The sequence below is a fragment of the Streptomyces sp. NPDC048392 genome (assembly GCF_043200575.1).
Taxonomy (GTDB): Bacteria; Actinomycetota; Actinomycetes; order Streptomycetales; family Streptomycetaceae; genus Streptomyces.
In genome coordinates this window covers 101,300-121,971 of the sequence record NZ_JBICYB010000010.1, presented here as the reverse complement: position 1 = coordinate 121,971, position 20,672 = coordinate 101,300, and the positions used below count along the sequence as shown (strand labels likewise).

Below are 20,672 nucleotides of genomic sequence, written 5' to 3'. Positions count from 1 at the left end.
CCCGCTTCCCGTCCGGTCTGCGGCCCGTTCGGCCCGCCTCGCGTTCGGCCCGCTTCCCGTCCGGTCCGCGGCCCGTTCGGCCCGCTTCCCGTCCGGTCCGCTTCCCGTCCGGTCTGCGGCCCGTTCGGTCCGCGGCCGGTTCAGCGCGCGCGTTCGAGGGCGTCCTGGCCGACTTGCTTGTCCACCGCCGCGCGCACCAGCGCGGCCGCGAGAACGGCCGGCTCCGTCGTCCCGGCCAGGGCGAGCAGCCGGTCCGGTTCCCCGGGCAGACCGAGGCGTTCCGCGCCCTGGAGGGCCTTGCGATCCAGGTAGGGGGCCGCCTCCGGCCAGACGAGCTGGGCCTCGCGCAGGAAGATGTCCGCGCCGGCCGGACCCACTCCGGGGAACTCCTGGAGCAGCCGCCGCGCTTCGGAGACCTCGCCGTCGGCCTCCTCACGGAGCCGGCGCAGATCACCGCCCCACCGCTCGGTCAGCAGTTTGGCGGCCTCGCCGAGCTGGGTGGCGGTGCGCTCGTCGTAGCGCCGGTAACCGCCCCGGCCGAGCACGTCCACCCGCCGCTGCCAGGCGGCGTCGGCCATCCGGCGCGGGTCGCGCAGCCCCGCGTCGCTCAGGGCACGGGCGGTGGCCACGGCGACCGAGCCGCGGATGCGGGCGCTCAGCAGATGCGCGAGGACCAGCAGCCGGTACAGCGGCTGAGGGGTGTCCTTCAGCCGGATGCCCGCCTCCTCGGCGTACGTCTGCCCGTGCGCGTCGACGAGTTCGCGCACGATATCGCGTGGGTCGCGGCTCACCGCTACGGCTTCAGCGGGTCGTGACCGACCGTCATGAGCCGGTGCCTGAGCCCGGTGTCGTCGGACCGGGGCTCGTCCTCCAGGTCGGTCTGCGAGGTCACGGTGTCCACGACCTCGCGCATCGCCCGCAGGTCGTCGTCCGTCAGGTCCGTGCGCCGCTTCTGCAGGATCGCGAGGACCTGCTGTCCGAGGGGCGGGCCGGCGTCGTCCGGCAGCGGCTCGGTCAGCTCGCCGGAGTCGCGCACCCGGAGCCAGTCGGCGAGTTCCGCGGAGGTCATGTTCACGACGCGGTGGAAGTCCTCCCACAGTGCGTCGAGTTCGAGGGCGTCGGCCATGAGGTGTCCCTGATGTCGTCGTGCGTACGTGCGTGCTGGGTGTCCAGCCGGAGCAGGGCGACGCGCTCCGCCTCGTCGGTGCCTCCCCACACGCCGGACCCCTGCCCCGACTCCAGGGCGAAGGCCAGACACGGGGTGATCACCGGGCACCGGGCGCAGACACGCTTGGCGGCCGCGGTGTCCCGCCGGGCCGGCCCGGTGGTGCTCACCGGGAAGAACAGATCGGGGTCCTCATCCACGCAGGCGGCACGACGCAACCACTCCATGGGGGCGCGGGTGCCCAGGGGGTGCGGGGGCAAACGCGGGCCGGGTCAGGGGGCGAGCACTGCGTCCAGGAAGCGTGTGACGTCCTCGAACACCTCCGCACGGTTCGTCTCGTTGAACACCTCGTGCCGGGCGCCCGGGTAGATCCGCTCGGTCAGGTCGCCGCCGCTCAGTGACTCGACGCCGGCCCGGCTGCCGGGCAGCGGCACCAGCCGGTCGTCGCCCCCGTGCACCCACAGCAGGGGCAACCGGCCGACGTCGCCGCCCTTCGCCACGGTCTCCAGCGTCCGCGCGAACGCCTCCAGGGTCGGCCGCTTCATCGGGCCGTGCCACACCAGCGGGTCGGCCACGTACGCCGCTCCCACCGCCGGGTCGCGCGAAAGCGACGCCGGGCTGATCGGGGTGTCGGGGATGTCCTCCAGGGCGAGCAGCCGACGCGGCAGCTCCCAGTCGCCGATGACGGGACCGGACAGCACGAGTGCCGTCAGCCCGCCGGGGTGGCGCTGGGCGTAGCGGGAGGCGATGAGGCCGCCCATGGAGTGTCCGATCATGACGACCGGCAGGCCGGGGTGGGCGGCCCGGGCGAGCTCGGCCACGGCGTGCACGTCGGTGACCACGTCCTCGAAGTCCTCGATCACGACCCGCTCGCCCTCCGACCGCCCGTGCCCGGCATGATCGGGTGCGTAGACGGCCGCGCCGTGACCGGTGAGGACGCCGGCGACCTCTTCGTAGCGGCCGGCGTGCTCGCCGTATCCGTGGACCAGCAGCGCCACGCAGCGGGGACGCCCGGCGGGCCACTCGCGGACGGTGATCCGTCCGCGCGCTCCGGTCAGGGTGTGCTCGCGGGCCTCGGCCATGTCTCCTCCGGCTGCGTCGGTGACGTCGTCCGGAGGATCTTCCCAGGACGCCGCCCGGCGGTCTATAGTCCAAAACTAGCAGTGCTAATTAAGGTTCGCGGGGCCGGCGCGGTGCATGGCGCCGCCCGGCGACCGAGCGACGACGGTCAGGAGTCCCCTCGTGCGTCCCGTCCACTTCGCGGCCGCCCGCCGCACCCCGATCGGCAAGCTGCGCGGCGCACTGTCCACCGTGCGGCCCGACGACCTCGCCGCCGCCGTGATCAGGGGCCTGGTCGCCGGCGTGCCCGCGCTCGACCCCGCCCGCGTCGACGACGTGTACTGGGGCGCCGCCAACCAGGCCGGCGAGGACAACCGCAACGTCGCCCGCATGGCCGCCCTGCTCGCGGGCCTGCCCGAGACCGTGCCCGGCGCCACGGTGAACCGGCTGTGCGCGTCCGGCCTCGAAGCCGTCACCACCGCGGCCCGCACCATCGCCGCGGGCGAGGCGGACATCGTGCTCGCGGGCGGTTCCGAGTCCATGAGCCGCGCCCCCTTCGTCCTGCCCCGCCCCGACGAGGCACTGCCGCACCGCATCGAGACCGCCGACACCCGGCTCGGCTGGCGCCTGGTCAACCCGGCGATGAAGGACCTGCACGGCCTGCTCGCCATGGGGGAGACGGCGGAGGAGGTCGCCGAACGGTACGGCATCCCCCGCGAGCGACAGGACGAGTTCGCCCTGCGCAGCCACCGCCTGGCCGCCGAGGCCCGCAAGAACGGCCACTTCGACGACGAACTCCTCCCCGTCGAGCGCCCCGACGGCGTGGTCGTCGACACCGACGAGTGCGTCCGCGAGGACACGTCCCCGCAGAAGCTGGGCCGGCTCAAGCCGGTCTTCCGCCCCGGCGGCACGGTCACCGCGGGCAACGCCTCCCCGATGAACGACGGCGCCGCAGGCCTCCTGCTGGTCAGCGAGGAGGCGCTGAACGACCTGGGTCTCGAGTCGCTGGGCCGCTACGTCGCCGGCGGCTCGGCCGGTGTCCACCCGGACGTCATGGGCATCGGCCCGGTCCCCGCCACCCGCAAGGTCCTCGCCCGGGCCGGCTGGAGCATCGGCGACATCGCGGAGGCCGAGTTCAACGAGGCCTTCGCCGCCCAGGCCCTCGCCTGCGTCGACCAGCTCGGTATCGACCCCGGCCTGGTCAACCCCACCGGCGGTGCCATCGCGCTGGGCCACCCGCTCGGCTGCTCCGGCGCCCGCATCCTCACCACCCTCCTCCACCGCATGCGCCGCACCGGAGCCGCCCGCGGGCTGGCCACGATGTGCGTCGGTGTGGGGCAGGGCAGCGCGGTGCTGGTCGAACGGCACTAGGCCCTGTCGTCGAACTCCCGTCTGCCCGGCGGCGTCATGCACGCACTCTCGCCGTACCAGTCCCTGACCCGAGTACCTCCAGTACGAGGCCCGGGACCCGGCACGCCGAGAGTACGCACCCGACGCCGCGGGGCCGCCCTGCGGGCGACGACGCGAGTTCGACGACAGGACCTAGTACTACAGGGCTGTAGTAGTAGCCGTACGCACCCCGCCCACCCCCTCCGCAGAGCCGCAGCAAGGAAACGGAGCAACACCCCCATGGCAACCCTCTCCGTCGCCGCCGTACTCGCCGAGAACGCGCGGCGCCGTCCCGACAAGGAGGCGCTGGTCGAGGGCGACCTGCGGCTGACCTTCGCCGAAATGTGGCGGCGGTCCCGCGCCCAGGCCGGTGCTCTGGCCGGGCTGGGCGTCCGGCCGGGGGACCGGGTCGCGCTGATGGCGCCGAACACCGCCGACTTCCCGCAGGCGTACTACGCGATCGCCGCGGCGGGCGCCGTCGTCGTGCCCATTCACCTGCTGCTGTCGGCCGCCGAGGTCGAACACGTCCTGCGCGACAGCGACGCCACCCTGCTGCTGTGCCACCCGGCCCAGGCGGAGACGGGTGCGTCCGCCGCACGGGAGACCGGGATACGGATGATCACGCTCGGTGACGAGTTCGGCGAACTGGCGGCGCACGCCGAGCCGCTGCCCACGTACGTCACCCGCGACGCCGACGACCCGGCCGTCGTCTTCTACACCAGCGGCACCACCGGCGTACCCAAGGGTGCGGTGCTCAGCCACTTCAACCTGGTGATGAACGCCACCGTCAACGCCTTCGACGCCAACGACATCCGGCCCGACGACATCGCGCTCGGCGCGCTGCCCCTCTTCCACGCCTTCGGTCAGACCGTCTCGCTGAACTCCACCTGGCGGGCGGGGGCGACCCTCGTCCTGCTGCCACGTTTCGACGCGGCGCGGGCGATCGAGCTGATGGTGCGGGAGAAGATCAACACCTTCCACGGGGTGCCGACCATGTTCGTCGCGCTCGCCGCCGCGGCGGCCGGTGCCGAGGCCCTGCCGGAACTGCGGGTGTGCATCTCCGGCGGCGCCTCGCTGCCGGTGGCCGTCCTCGAGCGGTTCGAGGAGGCGTTCGGCGCGCAGATCTACGAGGGGTACGGGCTGTCCGAGACCTCACCCGCGGCGGCGGTCAACCAGCCGGCCTTCGGCGCGCGGCCCGGCACCATCGGCCATCCGCTGTGGGGCGTGGACGTGGAGATCGCCCGCGCGGAGGTCGAGGGCGCCGTGGAACTGCTGCCGCCCGGCGAGCTGGGCGAGGTCGTCGTGCGCGGCCACAACGTCTTCTCCGGCTACCTCGGCCGGCCCGAGGCCACCGCGGAGGCACTGGTCGACGGCTGGTTCCGCACCGGGGACCTGGGCACCAAGGACGACGAGGGGTTCCTCAGGATCGTCGACCGGAAGAAGGACATCATCATCAGGGGCGGCTACAACGTCTATCCGCGGGAGGTCGAGGAGGTCCTGATGCGCCACCCCGGCATCGCACAGGTCGCCGTCATCGGACTCCCTGACGAACTGCACGGCGAGGAGGTCTGCGCCGTGGTCGTGCGCGTCCCGGACGCGACGCCGGACGCCACCGAGGTCACCGAGTGGTCCAAGCAGCACCTCGGCCGGCACAAGTACCCGCGCCGGGTGGAGTTCGCGGACGACCTTCCGCTGGGGCCGAGCATGAAGGTGCTGAAGCGGGAACTGCGGGTGCGGTACGCCGAGCGCTGAGCGGCGGCAGCGGTAGCGGCGGCGGCCGGCCGCTAAGGGCCAACTGGCGAGACGGTGCTTACGGGCACCGGTCGAGTGCACCTAGCATCAGTGTTCGCAATGGACACCATGACGCTCTGGCACCTCACCGGCTGGCAGTTCGCCGCCCTCGCCTTCGCGGCCCTGCTCGTCGGCTTCTCCAAGACCGCGGTGAGCGGGGCCAACACGGTCAGTCTCGCGGTCTTCGCGGCGGTCCTGCCCGCCCGTGCCTCCACCGGCGTCCTGCTGCCCATCCTGATCGCCGGTGACATCCTGGCCGTCCTCGCCTACCGGCGCCACGCCCACTGGCCCACCCTGTGGCGGCTGTTCCCGGCGGTGGCGGTGGGCGTGGTCGCCGGCACCCTGTTCCTGGTGTGGGCCGACGACGCGGTGGTCCGCACGTCGATCGGCGCGATCCTGCTGTTCATGGCCGGGGTGACGGTGTGGCGAAGGCGGCAGGCCGACACCGCCGAGCAGCCGGAGGAGACCGGCTCGCGCACCGGCCGCGTGAAAGCCCGCTCGTACGGGGTCCTCGGCGGGTTCACCACGATGGTCGCCAACGCGGGCGGCCCGGTGATGTCGATGTACCTGCTCTCCGCGGGCTTCCGCAAACTCGGCTTCCTTGGCACGTCGGCCTTCTTCTTCCTGATCGTCAACGTCTCCAAGCTGCCCTTCAGCGCGGGCCTCGGCCTGATCGACGGCCACTCGCTGCTGCTCGACGCGGCGCTCGTCGTGTTCGTGGTGCCCGGCGCGTTCCTCGGCACGTGGGCAGTGAGCCGGATCAACCAGCGCCTGTTCGAGCGCTTGGTGATCGCGGCGACGATCGTGGGCGGTCTGCAGCTCCTGCCGGCCTGACGTGGCCGCGGGACACCGTTGCCGAGGCCCGCCGCGAGCAGACGCTGGGCGACGGAGCCGACGGCGGCGCGCGCACCCGCGTCCGCGGGACGGCCGGTGTCCTGCTCCGCCCCGCTCGCCAGCCAGGTCTCCCACGCCCGGCCGATGACCAACGCGTCGCGGGCGCCCGCCTCGGGCCGGGAGAGCAGGGACCCGTGGCGGGTCGGGAACCCCTCCCCGACCATCCGGGCGAAGACCGGCAGCAGCACCTCCGGCGGCACCCGGCGGCGGGCCGCGACCGGGGCGAGGCCGACGTGCCCGACCAGCCGCGTGAACAGCTCGACCCGCGTCACGGCCCAGGCACCGGCGACATCCGGCCGGGTGCCGCTGTCCGCGATGATCCGGCGCGCGGTGTCCAGCTCCGGCGCCGGCGACCTTTCCGACGGAGGCCTCCAGGATCCGCCCGCCGTCGGCGGGCCCCGGCCGTCTCAGCCGTCCCCCGGGTTGCGCCGCAGCAGATATGTGTCCATGATCCAGCCCTTGCGCTCCCGCGCCTCGGCGCGCACCCGCTCGATGCGGGGCGCCGCCTCGGCTATCGGGCCCCGGACGAGGATCTCGTCCGGGGTGCCCAGGTACGCACCCCAGTAGATGTCGATGTCCTGGTCCGCGTACCGCCGGAAGGCCTGATGGGCGTCGAGCATCACCACGACGTCGTCCACACCCTCGGGCAGCCCCTCGGCGAGCCGCCGACCGGTGGTGATCTGCACCGGCCGCGCCACCCGGTTCAGTCCGGTCCGGTGCCGGGCGACCAGCGAGGAGACGCTGCTGATGCCGGGCACGACGTCGTACTCGAACGACACCGCCCCGCGCTCCAGGATCCCCTCCAGGATGCCCAGCGTGCTGTCGTACAGCGCGGGGTCGCCCCACACCAGGAACGCGCCGCTCTCCTCCTCGCCCAGCTCCTCGGCGATCAGCCGCTCGTAGATGCCGGCGCGGGCACTGCGCCAGTCCCCGACGGCGGGGGAGTACGCCGTGCCGCCCGCGCTCCGGTCCCGCTCGGGGTCGCGCGCCTCGACGATCCGGTAGGTCCCCGGCGGTATGTGCGTCTCCAGCATGTCCCGGCGCAGCCGCACCAGGTCGGCCTTCGCCTCGCCCTTGTCCAGGACGAAGAACACGTCCGTGCTCCGCAGTGCCCGGACCGCCTGGAGCGTCAGCTGGTCGGGGTCGCCTGCACCGATACCGATCACATGAATTGTCCGCACGCCACGAGTCTGCCGCACGCCACCGACAACCCCCGGACCGGGCTCCCCCGGTTCTCCGGCCGGCCCGCCCTCAGCCCAGCAGCCGGGGCGCCCGCGCCCCCGCGTCCACCGGCACGCCGCCCTCCACGTCGCCCGCCAGCTCCCCGGCCCACCCGGCGACCGAGCCGAGATCCATGCCGTACGGCCGCTCCCGCCCGGCCGCCGACGCCGCCCACTCCGTCACGGCCTCCGCCCCGCGCCGCAGCAGCCTGGCCCCGCCGGTGACGTTGCCGCGAGCCGAGTGGGTGAGCCCCACGGCCAGCTGGGCCAGGCCCCGCCACAGCTGCCGCTCCTCCTCGGGACCCGCCTTCCAGGCGTCCTCGAAGACCTCGTGCGCGTGGAACGGCTTCCCCTCGTCCAGCAGCCGCTGCGCTTCGGCGACCGTGTCCTCGGGGGCCCGCACGAGACCCTCCGGCTGGCGGGGCACGCCGTGCGAGCCGTACGGCAGCGGGCGTCCGAGTCCGTCCCGCGGCCGGGCGTTGCGCGCCCGCCCCTCGTAGTCGCGGTCCCGTTTGTCCACCGGGCGGTCGGTGGCCGTGCTGTCCATGGGGTTGTCGGCAGGGCTGTCCATGGGGCCGATTGTCCCTCGCCCCCGCCCGCTTAGGCGTGACCCGGTGTGTGGGGTAAAGTGCTGTCCGCGTGATCGCGCGGTTCACCGCGCGTGAGCACACCGGGACGTGGCGCAGCTTGGTAGCGCACTTGACTGGGGGTCAAGGGGTCGCAGGTTCAAATCCTGTCGTCCCGACTGGAGACAGTCGCAGGTCAGGGCCGGTTTCGGGGGCATCCGAAACCGGCCCTTGATCATTCTTGGGGACCAGTCGGAGACCGGCGTCCTTGACCGGCTGTCCTCGTCGTCTCGGGTCCTCGCCCTGGTGACGGGCCGTGCCGTCACAGAAGTCGGTCGATGGTGAAGGGGAGGGAACGCAGGCGGCGGCCGGTGGCGTGGTGAATCGCGTTGCCGATGGCGGCCGCCACCCCGACCAGGCCGACTTCTCCAACGCCCTTGGTGCCGACGTTCGTGGCTCGGTCGGGTGTGCCGCAGAAGACCACATCCATGTCGGGGACGTCGGCGTTGACGGGCATCAGGTAGTCACCGAACGTGGCGTTGGCGATATGACCGGTGCCCTGATCGGTCGCGGTCTCCTCGAACATGGCCTGGCTGATGCCGCCGACGGTGCCGCCGACGACCTGGCTGGTGGCGGTCTTCTGGTTGAGGATGCGTCCACCGTCGATGGCGGAGGTCACGCGCGCCACCCGTAGCAGACCGAGCTCGGGATCGATACGGATTTCGGCGAACTTGGCGCCGAAGGCTCCCGCGGTGGCCATGCCGATATTGTGCGCGTCGGGCGGGGTGCTGCGGCCATCGGCGCTCAGTTCTTCCAGGCCGTGGCGGGCGAGGATGTCGGTGTAGGCCTCGCCCTGCTCCGGAGCGCTGATGCGGTGCAGGCGTCCTTCGTTCACCGCGACGTCCCCCGGGGGAGCCCCGCAAAGCGGCGAAACCTCGTCGTCACGCACGAGGCCGAGGAATTCCCGGACGAGGTTGCCGCACGCAGTGTGCACCGCGTTGGCCAGTGCCCCGGTGAGACCAGAGCCGCCGGCCTGGGGGGAATAGGGCATGTCGGAGTCGCCCAGGTCGAAGCGGACCTTGCGGATTTCCAGCCCGAGGAGTTCGGCGGCGAGCTGCGTCATGACCGTGTAGGTGCCGGTACCGATGTCGGTGGCGGCGCTGCGCACGTAGGCCGAGCCGTCGTGCCGCAGTGATGCTCGGGCCTGGCAAGGCGCCTGGTAGTACGGATAGGACACTCCGGCCATGCCGCACCCGACCAGCCACCGGCCGTCGCGCATGGAACCGATCTCCGGTGTGCGCCGAGACCAGCCGAACCGCTCCGCGCCCAGGCGGTAACAGTCGCGGAGGGCCTTGCTCGACCACGGAAGCCCGAGGACCGGATGCACCTCGGCGTAGTTGCGAAGACGGAATTCGACGGGGTCCATGCCGAGGGAGTGGGCCGCCTCGTCGATTGCGGACTCCAAGGCGAAGTTGCCCTGGCCTTCGGCGGGGGCGCGCATGGAGCCCGGGCAGGGGATGTTCAGGCGGGCCTGCCGGTCGCTCGTCAGCACGTTGGGACAGGAGTAGGAGACGGCCGAGCTGAAGGCGAGCGGCTCGTAGTCGTCGTCTTCCATGGCGACCGAGGAGATGGTGTGATGCTCGATGGCGACGATGTCGCCGGCACTGGTGACGCCGATCCTGACGCGCTGGACGTTGTCCGGCCGGTGCCCGACCGAGGTGAACATCTGAGGTCGCGTCAGTACCAGCTTCACCGGGCGCCCGACTTCGCGGGCAGCCAGCGCGGTCAGGATGGTGTGGGACCACACTCGCAGCCCGGCGCCGAAGCCGCCGCCGACAAAGGGAGCGAGCACCCGGACGCCGCTCTCCGGTATTCGGAAGATCTGGGCGAGTGAAGCACGCACGTTGCTGGGCCACTGCGTGGAGTCGTGCACCGTCACCGAGTCGCCGTGCCAGACTGCGACCGTGCTCATCAGACCGAGTGGGTTGTTGGTGTTGTCGGGCGTGGTGTAGCGCTCGTCGACCACCACGTCCGCCCGGGCGAAGCCGGTCGACACACTTCCGCGCTCGGTGTCCAGCCCCCACGGGTCGATCACCGTGTCGGCGCGTTCGTCCTCCACGTCCAGCAGCGCGTCGGTCGGCTCGTATTCCACGCGTACCAGCGACGCGGCGTGCCGTGCCTGCTCCGGACTGTCGGCCACGACGATCGCGATGTGCTGCCCGTAGTGCAGGACCCGGTCGTCCCGCATCGGTGCCGGCGGCGACGGTCCGAGCAGTGTCATGGGCCCGCGCTCCAGTCGTGGCGCGGTCAGTGGGGTGATCACCGTGAGGACACCCGGAGCGTACTGGGCCGCGGAGGCGTCGATCCGGCGGATGCGCCCTGCGGCGATCGTGCTCCCCACCAGGGCCGCATGCACCATGCCGGGATAGGTGTAGTCGTTGGGGTAGTGGGCTGCTCCCGTGACCTTCAACGGGGCGTCCACACGGTCCATGCCCTCACCGATGACGGTAGGCGGCGTTTCGAGGGTGGTCACGACGGGGCTCCTGCAACGGTCTCCAGGGCACGCACCAGCGTGCGCTTGGCCAGCTCCACCTTGAACGCGGTGCCCGGTAGCACACGGGCCCCTTCCAGGGCTGCTTCCGCACTGGCCCGGAAGATTCCATCGCCCACTGCGGCTCCCCGCAGCACTTCTTCGGCTCCCCGGGCCCGCCACGGGACCGTGCCGACCCCGCCCAGCCCGACACGGGCCTCGCGGACAGTGTCACCCTCCAACTGCAAGGCAATCCCGGCCGAGGTCAAGGCGAACTCGTAGGACACACGGTCACGTACCTTCAGATAGTGCGACCTGGTTCCTTCCGGCAGCAGCGGGATCTCCACCTCGGTGATCAGCTCGCCGTGTTTCAGCACGTTCTCGATGTGCGGTGTCGTGCCGGGCGGCAGATAGAACTGCGGCAGTGAGATCGACCGGTGGCCCTCCTGACCCTGTACGTGCACGATGGCGTCCAGTGCCACGAGGGGAACCGCGAGATCCGAGGCATGCAGGGCGATGCAGTCGTCACTTGTTCCCAGGATCGCGTGCATGCGCTGGATGCCGGCGATGGCGGCGCAGCCTGATCCGGGGTTCCGCTTGTTGCAGGCGGCTACCGTGGGATCCCTGAAGTACCGGCACCGGGCGCGCTGCAGGAGGTTGCCTCCGATGGTGGCCATGTTCCGCAACTGCGTTGAGGCTCCGAGTAGGAGTGCCTGCGGCACGAACGGGAGCCTCGCGCGCAGCTCGGTGTCGGCTGCGAGCTCCTCCATGGTCGTGAGTGCACCGATGTGCACGGACGACTCTGAGTGCATGATCCCCTTCAGAGGCAGCCGAGTGATGTCGACCAGCCGCTCGGGCTCCAGGACTCCGTCCTTCATCAGGTCCAGCTGAGTCGTACCTCCGGCGAGAAAAGACGTTCGGGGTTGTGCGGTGACGGCCGCCACGGCTTGCTCGGGGTCGGCGGCCCGGACGTACTCAAAGGGACGCATCGTCACCCTCCGAAGCGACTTCGCGGATTGCGGCACGAATGTTCGGATAAGCTCCGCAGCGGCAGATGTTCCCGCTCATGAACTCGCGGACGTCGTCTTCCGAACCTGCCCGGCCCTCGGCGAGCAAAGACACGGCGGACATGATCTGTCCGGGGGTGCAGTAGCCGCACTGAAACGCGTCATGCCGCGTGAACGCCGCCTGCATGGGATGCGGTACGCCGTTGTCCGCCAGGCCCTCCACCGTGGTGATCTCGCGATCTTCGTACTGAGCGGCCAACGCGAGACAGGACACGATGCGCTTTCCGTCGGCCAGGACCGTACAGGCGCCGCAGGCACCCTGGTCACACCCCTTCTTCGCACCGGTGAGCCCCAGGTGGTCACGCAGGGCGTCGAGAAGCGTCACGCGCGGGTCGATGCGCGCGTGGAACGAACTGCCGTTGACGCGCAGGGTGACGTCCACGCTCGGGAGTTCGGATGCCGTTGGCTCTTCCTGCCGCATGCCGATCACTCGATTTTCTCGTTCCTGCCATTCAGCGTATCGATCAACTTCTCCGCCAGAGCATGGCTGGAGTTGGGGTTCTGCCCCGAGATCAGGTTGTCGTCGACAACGACATTCACGCCCCATGCCTCGATCGACTGGATCTTGGCCCCGCGGGACCTCAGTACGTCCTCCAGCAACCACGGTGCGCGGTCGGCCGAGCCGTGGAGGCGCTCCTCCTCGTTCGTGAAACCCGTAAGTCTCTTCCCTTCGAACAACCAGCCTCCGCCAGGCAGATTCGCGCTCAGCAGACTCCCGGGGCCGTGGCACAGCGGCGCGATGATCTTTCCCGTCGCGTCGAACTCACTCAGGACACGGCCGACGTCGGGGTCATGTGCCAGATCCTCCATCGGACCATGGCCACCGACGATGAACACCGCGTCGAAGTCGTCAGCCGTGCGCACGTCGGACAGCGAAGTGGGGTTGGCCAATTCCGCGGAGTGATCGTCCAGGTACTTGGCGAACTCGGTGGCTTGGGGGCCGACCGCCTCCGTGCTCAGGCCTTCCTGGTCCGGTGTCGGCCTGCCCCCCGCGGTGGAGGCGACGTGCACATCGAAGCCTGCCTCGGTCATCAGGCGGTGCGGGACGGCGAATTCCTCAGGCCAGAACCCGCTGGGCTCCCTCGTTCCGTCGGCACCCGTCCAATGATCGACTCCCGACAAAACCATTAGAACACTGGTCATGACTACACCCTCTAAGATCGTCGAACCCGATCGGGCTCGTGCGAGGGTAAGGAAACGGCGGCGCCCTCGGAAGATGCGGCGTTGTACCCCCGCGATTCCCATCACACCATGCGGGCGGCGATTCGGCGAGCGCTGTAAATATGTGATAAGCCCCCCGGGCGGAGGAGCGCGCAACCGACTTCGTTGGTGACGCCGCGGAAGATTCGGGCGTGCATCCGACGGTCGTGGCCGTCCCTTGCTGTCGATTGCTGAGTCATATTGTGTTGTTTGACAGGGGCGTCTATTCCTGCACGATCGCCGCAGTCTGGAGGCGTGCCGCGTCCTGACCGGGTGGAGCCCCGAACATGCGCCGGTATTCACGGCTGAACTGCGAGGGGCTCTCGTACCCGACCGCGTACCCGATCGCAGCCACATCGTGCGGCGCTGCGATCAGCTGGATACGCGCTTTCTGGAGTCGGATCTGTTTCTGGTACTGCAGCGGACTCATCGCGGTCACCGCGCGGAAATGCCGGTTGAGCGAGGAAACGCTCATGCTGACTTCGTCGGCGAGGTCTTCGATGCGAATCACCCGGTCGTAGTGGGCCTTGATCCATGAGATCGCCCGAGCGACGAGAACCATGCGGCTGTCGGCCAGGCCGATCTGTCTGACCAGCGCCGCCTGCGGCCCGTTGAGCAGCCGCCAGTGGATCTCGCGTCGGACGGCGGGTGCCAGAACCGGGATGTCGCGTGGATCGTCAAGGAGGCGCAGCAGCCTGACGAGAGCGTCCAGCAGCCTTTCGTCGGCGTCGCTGGTCGCGATGCCCGGACCGACGTGAGAGCCGGCAGTGGCAGGGGTGGCCTCCAGCAGCAGCTGCGCGACGGTCGCGGGTTCCAGCGGCACCCCGAACCCGAGAAACGGCTCGGCGGGCGTGGCGCGGGTGATCTGGGAGGTCAGGGGCAGGTCGACGGTCGCAACGAGATACTGGCCCGAGTGGTAGTCGAAGATGCGGTCGTTGAGAACTGAACGTTTCGCTCCCTGGGCTGTCAGTGCGATCATAGGCGTATTGACTGTGCCCAGCGGTTCGGTCACACGTTCGGTCGAGAACACTGCCATCTGCTCGACCCACAGCGGGCGGGTGCTGCCCGCGGCCAGTCGCCTGATCCGGCGGCGGATTTCCTCCAGGTGATTCACCGCTCCAGAAGACCATACGAGCGTGCGCGAGAGCCAACACCATGAGGCCAAGGTTGAGCGGATCGTGCAACGGTCCGCGCGCATCGGTCTATGAGGTTGCGGCGAGGCGCGGTCCAATTGACGGAGTGCAGGGGAGATGGCAGCAGGTTCCTCCCCTCACTTCCTTCAGCTAGGGAGTTCCATCATGTCGCTCGATTCCTACGTCACGCTTGGCCGCTCGGGGCTGCGTATCAGTCCCTTCACCCTGGGCACGATGACGTTCGGGGAAGATCACGGATGGGGCAGCAGCCCGGAGGAGTCCACGAACATACTGGCCGCCTATCTGGACCGGGGCGGCAACTCGATCGATACCGCGAACATCTACACCAACGGTCACTCCGAGAAGATCGTCGGAGACTACCTCGCCGGCCGGTCGGCGTTGAGGGACCGGGTCGTACTGGGCACGAAATTCTTCGGCAATCTTTATGAGGGCGACCCCAATGGAGGAGGACCCGGCCGGAAGGCGATCGTGCGACAACTCGAAAACTCCCTGCGACGCCTGCGAACCGACTACGTCGACATCTACTGGCTGCACAATTTCGATCCGTCCACGCCGGTTGAGGAGACTCTCCGCGCGTTGGATGACATGGTCGGCGACGGCAAGGTCCGTTACGTCGGGTTCTCCGACGTGCCGGCGTGGGCGACGGCCGAGGCAGCCACCATCGCGCGTTTCCGTGGGTGGGCTCCGATCATCGCGCTCCAGTTGGAGTACTCGTTGCTCGAACGCACGTCGGAGGGGGAGCTGATCCCCATGGCTCAGGCCATGGGCATGGGTGTGATGCCCTGGGGGCCGCTGAAAAGCGGGTTCCTGTCCGGCAAGTATTCCAGCTCCACCACTGGAGCGGTCGACACCATGCGTACGCAGTTGGTCGGTGCCCCCCGGGAGGCCGACTACGTTGTGATCGACGCGCTCAACGACGTCGCCAGTCAGGTGGGCGCGAGTCCCGCCGCAGTGGCTCTGGCCTGGGTGAGGGGCCGCCCTGGAGTTACCTCGACCCTGGTCGGCGCGCGGCGCCTGGACCAGCTCGAAGCCAATCTGAGTGCCCTGGACGTGAGTCTCACCGAGGCGCAGCGGGGTGCGCTGAATGACGTCTCGACCCCCGCGCTGAACTTCCCGGCCGAGAACAACAGGACGTTGGCTCCGATGCTTCAGTTCGGCGGAGCCACCGTGGACGGCCGCACCTCGGCGGTGTCCCCGCTCCTGCGGACCAGCAGTACTCGTTACTGACCACCACCGCATACGTGCATCACCACGCCGAACATGGAGCTGGAAGGACAACCATGTCACAGCAGTTCGCGGGTAGGACGGCCTTGGTCACCGGAGGTGGGTCCGGTATCGGGAGGGCGACGACTCCGGCGCTGGCCGCCGAGGGAGCACTGGTCACCGTCTCGGGTCGTACGGAGGAGAGACCCTGAAGGAGACGGTGCGGCTGGTCGAGGCCGCCGGTGGTTCCGCCCGTTACATCGTGGCTGATGTATCCGATGAGTCCATGGTGGAAGCCATGGTCCGAGCGGCCATCGGGGACTCGGGCCGTTCGGACTTCGCTGTGAACAACGCCGGCTACGACGGTGAGTTCCAGCTCACCACTGATTACTCGACAGAGATGCTGGATCGAATGATCGCCGTCAGCATCCGCGGCGTGTTCCTGTCGATGAAGTACGAGCTGAGGCAGATGGTGGCGCAGGGCTTCGGTTCGGTGGTGAACATGTCGTCCGGCGCGGGGCTGGTGGGTGTGTCTGGGACGCCGACATCCACCTGCCCTTCCCCGGCCTCGGCGTCCAGCTCGGCGACCGGGTGCTCGCCGAGGTCGTCGCGCCCGCCCGCCGGCCCCCGGCACGAGCTGCACACGATCCGGAGGGCCGTCGGCCGAGGCAGGACCAGCACAGCCACCTGCGGCCCCGCTGCCGCTGCCCGGCGCCTCCTCGGTGGCCCGGCTCAAGGAGAACCTGGCAGCGGTTGGATCTGGAACCGACGGCGGATCAGCGGGTCCGGCCGGACGCGGCCCACTGAGCCGGGTCAAGTCCTGACCAGCAACTGGAAGTCGAACGCGTAGCGGGACGCGCGGTAGACGTGCGTCCCGTACTCGACCGGCCGCCCGGTGTCGTCGTACGCGGTGCGCTGCATGGTCAGCAGCGCGGCTCCCTCCTTCTCGTCGAGGCGCTCAGCCTCCTGGCGGCAGGCGATGCGGGCGCCGACGGTCTGGCGGGCACTGTGCAGGGTGATGCCCGACGCGCGCATCATCCGGTACAGGCCGGTCGACTCCAGCCGGGCGTCGTCGAGTTCCAGCAGGTCCGCCGGAAGGAAGTTGCACAGCAACGCCACCGGCCTGCCGTGGGTGAGCCGCAGCCGTTCCAGGACCGTGACCTCGGTGCCCTCCGCCACGCCGAGCGCCGCGGCCACCCCGGCGGTGGCCGGGACGCCCTCGTTGCGCACCACACGGGTGCCGGGGCCCTGGCCGGCCGCCTCCAGGTCGTCGTAGAGGCTGCTCAGCTCCAGCGGGCGCCTGACCTTGCTGTGCACCACCTGGGTGCCCACCCCGCGCCGCCGGACCAGGAGCCCCTTGTCGACCAGCGACTGGATGGCCTGGCGGACGGTCGGCCGGGACAGGCCGAGGCGGACGGAGAGGTCGACCTCGTTGCCCAGCAGGTTCCCCGGGACGAGGACCCCGTGCTCGATCGCCGCCTCCAGATGCTGGGCCAGCTGGTAGTACAGCGGCACCGGACTGCTCCGGTCCAGGGCGAAGTCCAGGGTGCCGAGCGCGGGGTCGGTCACGGCACGTGCGGGGTCGCCGGCCTTCGCCATGGACGTACCTCCCTTGCGTAGGTGACTGGCTGTCGGGGACAGGGGGCAGGGGAGCGGGGGACAGGGGGGTGGGCTGTCAGAGGTGGCGGCGACGGTCGGCGACCGAGCGCTCGTACGCCGCCCGCGCGTCCGTGGCGGCCTCGCGGGCGGACACCTCGGCCACCGGCACGTCCCACCACGCCTGCGCCGGGGAAGCGCTCCGCGCGGGCGCCGTCTCGACGTACACGCACGTCGGGCGGGTCGCCGCGCGGGCCGTTGACAGCGCCTCGCGCAGCTCCCGCACCGTCTTGGCGCGCAGTACGTCCATGCCGAGACTGGCCGCGTTGGCGGCCAGGTCGACGGGGAGCGGGGCGCCGGTGAAGGAGCCGTCGGCGGTGCGGTGGCGGTAGTCGGTGCCGAAGCGCTCGGCACCCACCGATTCGGACAGGCCGCCGATCGACGCGTACCCGTGGTTCTGCACCAGCACCAGCTTGACCGGCAGGTCCTCCTGCACCGCGGTGACGATCTCCGTCGGGTTCATCAGATACGTGCCGTCGCCGACCAGGGCCCACACCGGCGTGCCGGGGGCGGCCTGCTGGACGCCGAGCGCGGCCGGGATCTCGTAACCCATGCAGGAGTAGCCGTACTCCAGGTGGTACTGGCGGGGCGACCGGGTCCGCCACAGCTTGTGCAGGTCGCCCGGGAGCGAGCCGGCCGCGTTGATCACCACGTCCTCGTCGCCGACGACCGCGTCCAGTGCGCCCAGTACCTGCGTCTGGGTCGGCACCGCGCTGTCGTCGTCGGCGCGGAACGCCAGCCGGACCGTCTCGTCCCAACGGGCCTTCCCGGTGCGGTACTCCGTCTCGTACGCCGCGTCCACGCGGTGGCCGGACAGCGCCTCCGTCAGCGCGGTGAGTCCGGTCCGCGCGTCGCAGACCAGTGTGCGGGCGGCGAGCTTGTGGGCGTCGAAGGCGGTGATGTTCAGGTTGAGGAAGCGGACGCCGGGGCGCTGGAAGAGGGTGCCGGAGGCCGTGGTGAAGTCCGAGTAGCGGGTGCCCACGCCGATCACCAGGTCCGCGGTGCGGGCGAGGTCGTCGCTGACCGCGGTGCCGGTGTGGCCGACGCCGCCGAGGTCGGCCGGGTGGTCGTGGCGCAGCGCGCCCTTGCCGGCCTGGGTGGAGGCGACCGGGATGCCGGTGGTGTCCACGAACGCCTTGAGCGCCTGCTCGGCCTCGCTGTGGTGGACGCCGCCGCCCGCGACGATCAGCGGGCGTTCGGCGGCCCGGACCGCGCGCACGGCCTCGGCCAGTTCCTGCGGGTCGGGCGCCGGGCGCCGTACGCGCCACACGCGGTCGGCGAAGAACTCCTCCGGCCAGTCGTATGCCTCCGCCTGCACGTCCTGGGGGAGCGCGAGGGTGACGGCGCCGGTCTCGGCCGGATCGGTCAGCACCCGCATCGCCCGCAGCGCGGAGGCGAGGAGGGCCTCGGGGCGGCTGACCCGGTCGAAGTACCGGGACACTGGCCGCAGGGCGTCGTTGACGGACACGTCGGCCTCGACGGGGTGCTCCAGCTGCTGGAGCAGCGGGTCGGCGGCGTGCGAGGCGAAGTAGTCGCCGGGGAGCAGGAGGACCGGCAGCCGGTTGACGGTGGCGAGCGCCGCGCCGGTGACCAGGTTGGTGGCGCCAGGACCGATGGAGGTCGTCACCGCCTGCGCGGACAGCCGGTTCAGCTGGCGGGCGTGGCCGACGGCCGCGTGCACCATGGCCTGTTCGTTGCGGCCCTGGTGGTACGGCATGACGTCGCCGTACTCGACGAGTGCCTGGCCGAGGCCGGCCACGTTGCCGTGACCGAAGATGCCCCAGGTCCCGGCGATCAGGCGACGGCGTGCGCCGTCACGTTCGGTGTACTGCGCGGCCAGGAAGCGCACCAGCGCCTGGGCGGTGGTCAGTCGGCGGGTGGCGACGGCGCTCATGCGGACCTCTCCGGTGCGGTGTAGAGGGGGAGCCGGGCATCGACCGGCCGGTCCGGCCAGGTGTCCCGGATCCAGGCGTGGTCGGGATGGTCGCAGATCAGCCAGGCGCGTTCGGATCCGGGACCGGCCATGACGTTGAGGTAGTACATGTGGTGACCGGGGACGGCCATGGACGGTCCGTGCCAGCCGTCGGGGATCAGCACGACGTCCCCGTCACGCACTTCGGCCAGAACGTCCGTGCCCTGGCCGTGCCCGGACGGGGAGACTCGCTGATAGCCCAGGCCGGGGGTGCCGTCGTGGTCGGCGAACTCGAAGTAGTAGATCTCCTCCAGCACCGACTCCTCACCGGGACGGTGCTCGTCGTGCTTGTGTGGCGGGAAGGACGACCAGTTGCCGCCGGGGGTGATGACCTCGACCGCGATCAGCCTGTCGCACTCGAAGACCCCGGCCGCACCGAAGTTGTTGACCTGCCGCGAGCAGTTCCCGGTGCCCCGCAGCTCCACCGGTACCGACGACGCCGGGCCGTACCGGGCGGGCAGGCGGCGGGTGCAGCGGGCGCCGGTGAGCGCGAACCGGCCGCCGCCCGTGGACGTCACCGTCGTCCGGGCGTCGCGCGGGACGTACGCGAAGTCGGTGACCCCGCTGAACACGCTGTCGCGGCCGGTGAGTTCGAAGGTGTACTGGCCGAAGTCGTCGGCGGTGGCGACCGCGCAGCCACCGCTCAGCGGCAGGACGATCCACTCGCTCCCGCCACTGTCGAAGGTGTGGCTGCCACCCGGGGGCAGTCGCACCACACGCAGGCTGGAGAACCCCCAGCCGGCGCTCTCGGGGGTCACGTCCACGGCGTACGGGCCGTCCGCCTTCGCCTTGCCCGCCGGAAGGTGATGCCTCATCTCCTGGTCCTCCGCCTCTCCTCGGTCACAGCAGTCGCAGTCACAGCAGTCGCAGTCAGCGCAGTCGCAGTCGCAACAGTCCCGGTCACAGCAGTCCGACGGCCGTGTCCACCGCCTGTTCCACGCTGCCCTCGGCCGGGTAGAGCAGCGAACGGCCGACGACCATGCCCTGCACGGTGGGCAGCCTCAGCGCCTTGCGCCAGCGTTCGTAGGCCGCCGTCTGGTCCGCGGGGGAGCCGCCTATGTCGCCGCCGAGCAGGACGGCGGGCAGCGTGGATGTCTCCAGGACCTCGGCCATGTCGTCCGGGTCGTGGGTGACGGGCAGTTTCAGCCATGTGTAGGCGGAGGTGCCCCCGAGGCCCGAGGCGATGGCGATGGAGCGGGTGACCGCGTCGGCGGACAGGTCGTTGCGCACCCGGCCCTCGATCCGGCGCGAGATGAACGGTTCGACGAACAGTGGCAGTTCGCGTGCGGCCATGGCGTCGACCGCACGGGCGCTCGCCTCCATCGTGGCCAGCGAGCCGGGGTCGTCGTAGTCGAGGCGCAGCAGCAGCTTGCCCGCGTCGAAGCGCAGCCGGGCGATGTCCTCGGCGCGGTGGCCGGTGAAGCGGTCGTCCAACTCGAAGGCGGCGCCCGCGAGGCCGCCGCGGTTCATCGAACCCATGACGACCCTGTTCTCCAGCGCCCCGAGCAGCAGCAGGTCCTCCAGCACGTCGGCGGTGGCGAGCACTCCGTCGACGCCGGGCCGGGACAGCGCGGTGCACAGGCGTTCCAGCAGGTCGGCCCGGTTGGCCATGGCGAGCCCGCGGTCGCCGACGCCGAGCGCGCCGCGCGCCGGATGGTCGGCGGCCACGACCATCAGGCGGCCGGAGTCCCCGATCAGCGGTCGGCGTACCCGGCGGGCCGCCGCCTCGGCGATCGCCTCCGGGTGCCGGGCTCTGACCGCGGTGAGGTCGGGGATGCTGGAGATGCTGAGGGACAAGACGAAGCT

General features: G+C 70.7%; 21 protein-coding genes and 1 tRNA gene. 7 read left to right on the top strand and 15 right to left on the bottom strand.

The annotated features are described in order from the left end of the window. Positions 1-140: 140 nt before the first annotated feature. Genes ACGFYH_RS16640 through ACGFYH_RS16625 form a run of 4 tightly spaced genes read right to left on the bottom strand, consistent with a single transcriptional unit; the run spans position 141 to position 2,247 of the window. On the bottom strand, positions 141-791 hold the full coding sequence (locus ACGFYH_RS16640) for an endonuclease (RefSeq protein ID WP_393803839.1): 651 nt from the start codon (positions 789-791) through the stop codon (positions 141-143). A 2-nt stretch (positions 792-793) separates the two neighbouring features. Further along, positions 794-1,126 carry a DUF3140 domain-containing protein gene (locus tag ACGFYH_RS16635; RefSeq protein ID WP_393803838.1) on the bottom strand — a complete coding sequence of 111 codons (333 nt, stop codon included), beginning with the start codon at positions 1,124-1,126 and terminating at the stop codon, positions 794-796. Next, positions 1,072-1,392: a WhiB family transcriptional regulator gene (locus ACGFYH_RS16630; protein ID WP_393803837.1), complete on the bottom strand. Its 321-nt coding sequence runs from the start codon at positions 1,390-1,392 to the stop codon at positions 1,072-1,074. The genes ACGFYH_RS16635 and ACGFYH_RS16630 overlap by 55 nt, the downstream gene beginning before the upstream one ends. A gap of 45 nt (positions 1,393-1,437) precedes the next feature. Further along, positions 1,438-2,247 carry an alpha/beta hydrolase gene (locus ACGFYH_RS16625; protein WP_393803836.1) on the bottom strand — a complete coding sequence of 270 codons (810 nt, stop codon included), beginning with the start codon at positions 2,245-2,247 and terminating at the stop codon, positions 1,438-1,440. Positions 2,248-2,407: 160 nt separating this feature from the next. Between ACGFYH_RS16625 and ACGFYH_RS16620 the strand changes: the two genes are divergently transcribed. From ACGFYH_RS16620 to ACGFYH_RS16610, 3 genes are all read left to right on the top strand, one after another. Then, entirely contained in the window at positions 2,408-3,595 is a 1,188-nt protein-coding gene (locus ACGFYH_RS16620) for a thiolase family protein (RefSeq protein ID WP_393803835.1), read from the top strand. Positions 3,596-3,853: 258 nt separating this feature from the next. Beyond that, positions 3,854-5,365 carry a long-chain fatty acid--CoA ligase gene (locus ACGFYH_RS16615; RefSeq protein WP_393803834.1) on the top strand — a complete coding sequence of 504 codons (1,512 nt, stop codon included), beginning with the start codon at positions 3,854-3,856 and terminating at the stop codon, positions 5,363-5,365. 99 nt (positions 5,366-5,464) lie between these two features. After that, on the top strand, positions 5,465-6,238 hold the full coding sequence (locus tag ACGFYH_RS16610) for a sulfite exporter TauE/SafE family protein (protein ID WP_393803833.1): 774 nt from the start codon (positions 5,465-5,467) through the stop codon (positions 6,236-6,238). Positions 6,239-6,705: 467 nt separating this feature from the next. On the opposite strand, the gene cobF is transcribed toward ACGFYH_RS16610, so the two are convergent. Together cobF and ACGFYH_RS16600 are read right to left on the bottom strand one after the other, a co-directional pair. Next, positions 6,706-7,479, bottom strand: a complete 774-nt coding sequence (gene cobF, locus ACGFYH_RS16605; protein ID WP_393803832.1) for a precorrin-6A synthase (deacetylating) — start codon at positions 7,477-7,479, stop codon at positions 6,706-6,708. A 70-nt stretch (positions 7,480-7,549) separates the two neighbouring features. After that, on the bottom strand, positions 7,550-8,089 hold the full coding sequence (locus ACGFYH_RS16600) for a DUF309 domain-containing protein (RefSeq protein ID WP_393803831.1): 540 nt from the start codon (positions 8,087-8,089) through the stop codon (positions 7,550-7,552). A gap of 100 nt (positions 8,090-8,189) precedes the next feature. On the opposite strand from ACGFYH_RS16600, the gene ACGFYH_RS16595 reads away from it, so the two are divergent. Beyond that, positions 8,190-8,263: transfer RNA gene (locus ACGFYH_RS16595), tRNA-Pro, on the top strand. A gap of 143 nt (positions 8,264-8,406) precedes the next feature. Here ACGFYH_RS16595 and ACGFYH_RS16590 read toward each other — a convergent pair. From ACGFYH_RS16590 to ACGFYH_RS16570, 5 genes are all read right to left on the bottom strand, one after another. Next, positions 8,407-10,617, bottom strand: a complete 2,211-nt coding sequence (locus tag ACGFYH_RS16590; protein WP_393803830.1) for a xanthine dehydrogenase family protein molybdopterin-binding subunit — start codon at positions 10,615-10,617, stop codon at positions 8,407-8,409. After that, complete coding sequence (locus ACGFYH_RS16585; RefSeq protein WP_393803829.1) at positions 10,614-11,603, bottom strand: FAD binding domain-containing protein; 990 nt, start codon at positions 11,601-11,603, stop codon at positions 10,614-10,616. Before ACGFYH_RS16585 ends, ACGFYH_RS16590 begins: the two co-directional genes overlap by 4 nt. Beyond that, a complete protein-coding gene (locus ACGFYH_RS16580) occupies positions 11,590-12,102 on the bottom strand; it encodes a (2Fe-2S)-binding protein (protein WP_393803828.1) in 513 nt (170 codons plus the stop codon). Before ACGFYH_RS16580 ends, ACGFYH_RS16585 begins: the two co-directional genes overlap by 14 nt. A gap of 5 nt (positions 12,103-12,107) precedes the next feature. After that, positions 12,108-12,824 (bottom strand): type 1 glutamine amidotransferase domain-containing protein, encoded by a 717-nt coding sequence (locus ACGFYH_RS16575; RefSeq protein ID WP_393803827.1) that lies wholly within the window; start codon positions 12,822-12,824, stop codon positions 12,108-12,110. Between the two features lie 280 nt (positions 12,825-13,104). Beyond that, the gene (locus ACGFYH_RS16570; RefSeq protein WP_393803906.1) at positions 13,105-13,917 is read right to left on the bottom strand and encodes an AraC family transcriptional regulator N-terminal domain-containing protein; all 813 of its coding nucleotides are present in this window, start codon (positions 13,915-13,917) and stop codon (positions 13,105-13,107) included. Positions 13,918-14,179: 262 nt separating this feature from the next. Between ACGFYH_RS16570 and ACGFYH_RS16565 the strand changes: the two genes are divergently transcribed. The 3 genes from ACGFYH_RS16565 to ACGFYH_RS16555 are packed head-to-tail and all read left to right on the top strand — an operon-like array spanning position 14,180 to position 16,088. Beyond that, positions 14,180-15,262 (top strand): aldo/keto reductase, encoded by a 1,083-nt coding sequence (locus ACGFYH_RS16565; RefSeq protein ID WP_393803826.1) that lies wholly within the window; start codon positions 14,180-14,182, stop codon positions 15,260-15,262. 53 nt (positions 15,263-15,315) lie between these two features. Further along, a complete protein-coding gene (locus ACGFYH_RS16560; protein ID WP_393803825.1) occupies positions 15,316-15,450 on the top strand; it encodes an SDR family NAD(P)-dependent oxidoreductase in 135 nt (44 codons plus the stop codon). An 8-nt stretch (positions 15,451-15,458) separates the two neighbouring features. Then, positions 15,459-16,088, top strand: a complete 630-nt coding sequence (locus ACGFYH_RS16555) for an SDR family NAD(P)-dependent oxidoreductase (RefSeq protein ID WP_393803824.1) — start codon at positions 15,459-15,461, stop codon at positions 16,086-16,088. On the opposite strand, the gene ACGFYH_RS16550 is transcribed toward ACGFYH_RS16555, so the two are convergent. The 4 genes from ACGFYH_RS16550 to ACGFYH_RS16535 form a co-directional block, all read right to left on the bottom strand. Beyond that, the gene (locus ACGFYH_RS16550) at positions 16,052-16,837 is read right to left on the bottom strand and encodes a GntR family transcriptional regulator (RefSeq protein ID WP_393803823.1); all 786 of its coding nucleotides are present in this window, start codon (positions 16,835-16,837) and stop codon (positions 16,052-16,054) included. The two genes, ACGFYH_RS16555 and ACGFYH_RS16550, sit on opposite strands and share 37 nt — an antisense overlap. 76 nt (positions 16,838-16,913) lie before the next feature. Next, positions 16,914-18,788, bottom strand: a complete 1,875-nt coding sequence (gene iolD, locus ACGFYH_RS16545; protein ID WP_393803822.1) for a 3D-(3,5/4)-trihydroxycyclohexane-1,2-dione acylhydrolase (decyclizing) — start codon at positions 18,786-18,788, stop codon at positions 16,914-16,916. Next, positions 18,785-19,681: a 5-deoxy-glucuronate isomerase gene (gene iolB, locus ACGFYH_RS16540; RefSeq protein WP_393803821.1), complete on the bottom strand. Its 897-nt coding sequence runs from the start codon at positions 19,679-19,681 to the stop codon at positions 18,785-18,787. The genes iolD and iolB overlap by 4 nt, the downstream gene beginning before the upstream one ends. An 85-nt stretch (positions 19,682-19,766) precedes the next feature. Next, complete coding sequence (locus ACGFYH_RS16535) at positions 19,767-20,663, bottom strand: deoxyribose-phosphate aldolase (RefSeq protein ID WP_393803820.1); 897 nt, start codon at positions 20,661-20,663, stop codon at positions 19,767-19,769. Positions 20,664-20,672: the final 9 nt, after the last annotated feature.

Bases quoted from the DNA above. Each gene is read 5' to 3' on its own strand.
- ACGFYH_RS16635 (WP_393803838.1), bottom strand. From the start codon at position 1,126: ATGGCCGACGCCCTCGAACTCGACGCACTGTGGGAGGACTTCCACCGC.
- ACGFYH_RS16630 (WP_393803837.1), bottom strand. From the start codon at position 1,392: ATGGAGTGGTTGCGTCGTGCCGCCTGCGTGGATGAGGACCCCGATCTG.
- ACGFYH_RS16625 (WP_393803836.1), bottom strand. From the start codon at position 2,247: ATGGCCGAGGCCCGCGAGCACACCCTGACCGGAGCGCGCGGACGGATC.
- ACGFYH_RS16615 (WP_393803834.1), top strand. From the start codon at position 3,854: ATGGCAACCCTCTCCGTCGCCGCCGTACTCGCCGAGAACGCGCGGCGC.
- ACGFYH_RS16610 (WP_393803833.1), top strand. From the start codon at position 5,465: ATGGACACCATGACGCTCTGGCACCTCACCGGCTGGCAGTTCGCCGCC.
- ACGFYH_RS16600 (WP_393803831.1), bottom strand. From the start codon at position 8,089: ATGGACAGCCCTGCCGACAACCCCATGGACAGCACGGCCACCGACCGC.
- ACGFYH_RS16585 (WP_393803829.1), bottom strand. From the start codon at position 11,603: ATGCGTCCCTTTGAGTACGTCCGGGCCGCCGACCCCGAGCAAGCCGTG.
- ACGFYH_RS16580 (WP_393803828.1), bottom strand. From the start codon at position 12,102: ATGCGGCAGGAAGAGCCAACGGCATCCGAACTCCCGAGCGTGGACGTC.
- ACGFYH_RS16575 (WP_393803827.1), bottom strand. From the start codon at position 12,824: ATGACCAGTGTTCTAATGGTTTTGTCGGGAGTCGATCATTGGACGGGT.
- ACGFYH_RS16570 (WP_393803906.1), bottom strand. From the start codon at position 13,917: ATGGCAGTGTTCTCGACCGAACGTGTGACCGAACCGCTGGGCACAGTC.
- ACGFYH_RS16565 (WP_393803826.1), top strand. From the start codon at position 14,180: ATGTCGCTCGATTCCTACGTCACGCTTGGCCGCTCGGGGCTGCGTATC.
- ACGFYH_RS16560 (WP_393803825.1), top strand. From the start codon at position 15,316: ATGTCACAGCAGTTCGCGGGTAGGACGGCCTTGGTCACCGGAGGTGGG.
- ACGFYH_RS16550 (WP_393803823.1), bottom strand. From the start codon at position 16,837: ATGGCGAAGGCCGGCGACCCCGCACGTGCCGTGACCGACCCCGCGCTC.
- iolD (WP_393803822.1), bottom strand. From the start codon at position 18,788: ATGAGCGCCGTCGCCACCCGCCGACTGACCACCGCCCAGGCGCTGGTG.
- iolB (WP_393803821.1), bottom strand. From the start codon at position 19,681: ATGAGGCATCACCTTCCGGCGGGCAAGGCGAAGGCGGACGGCCCGTAC.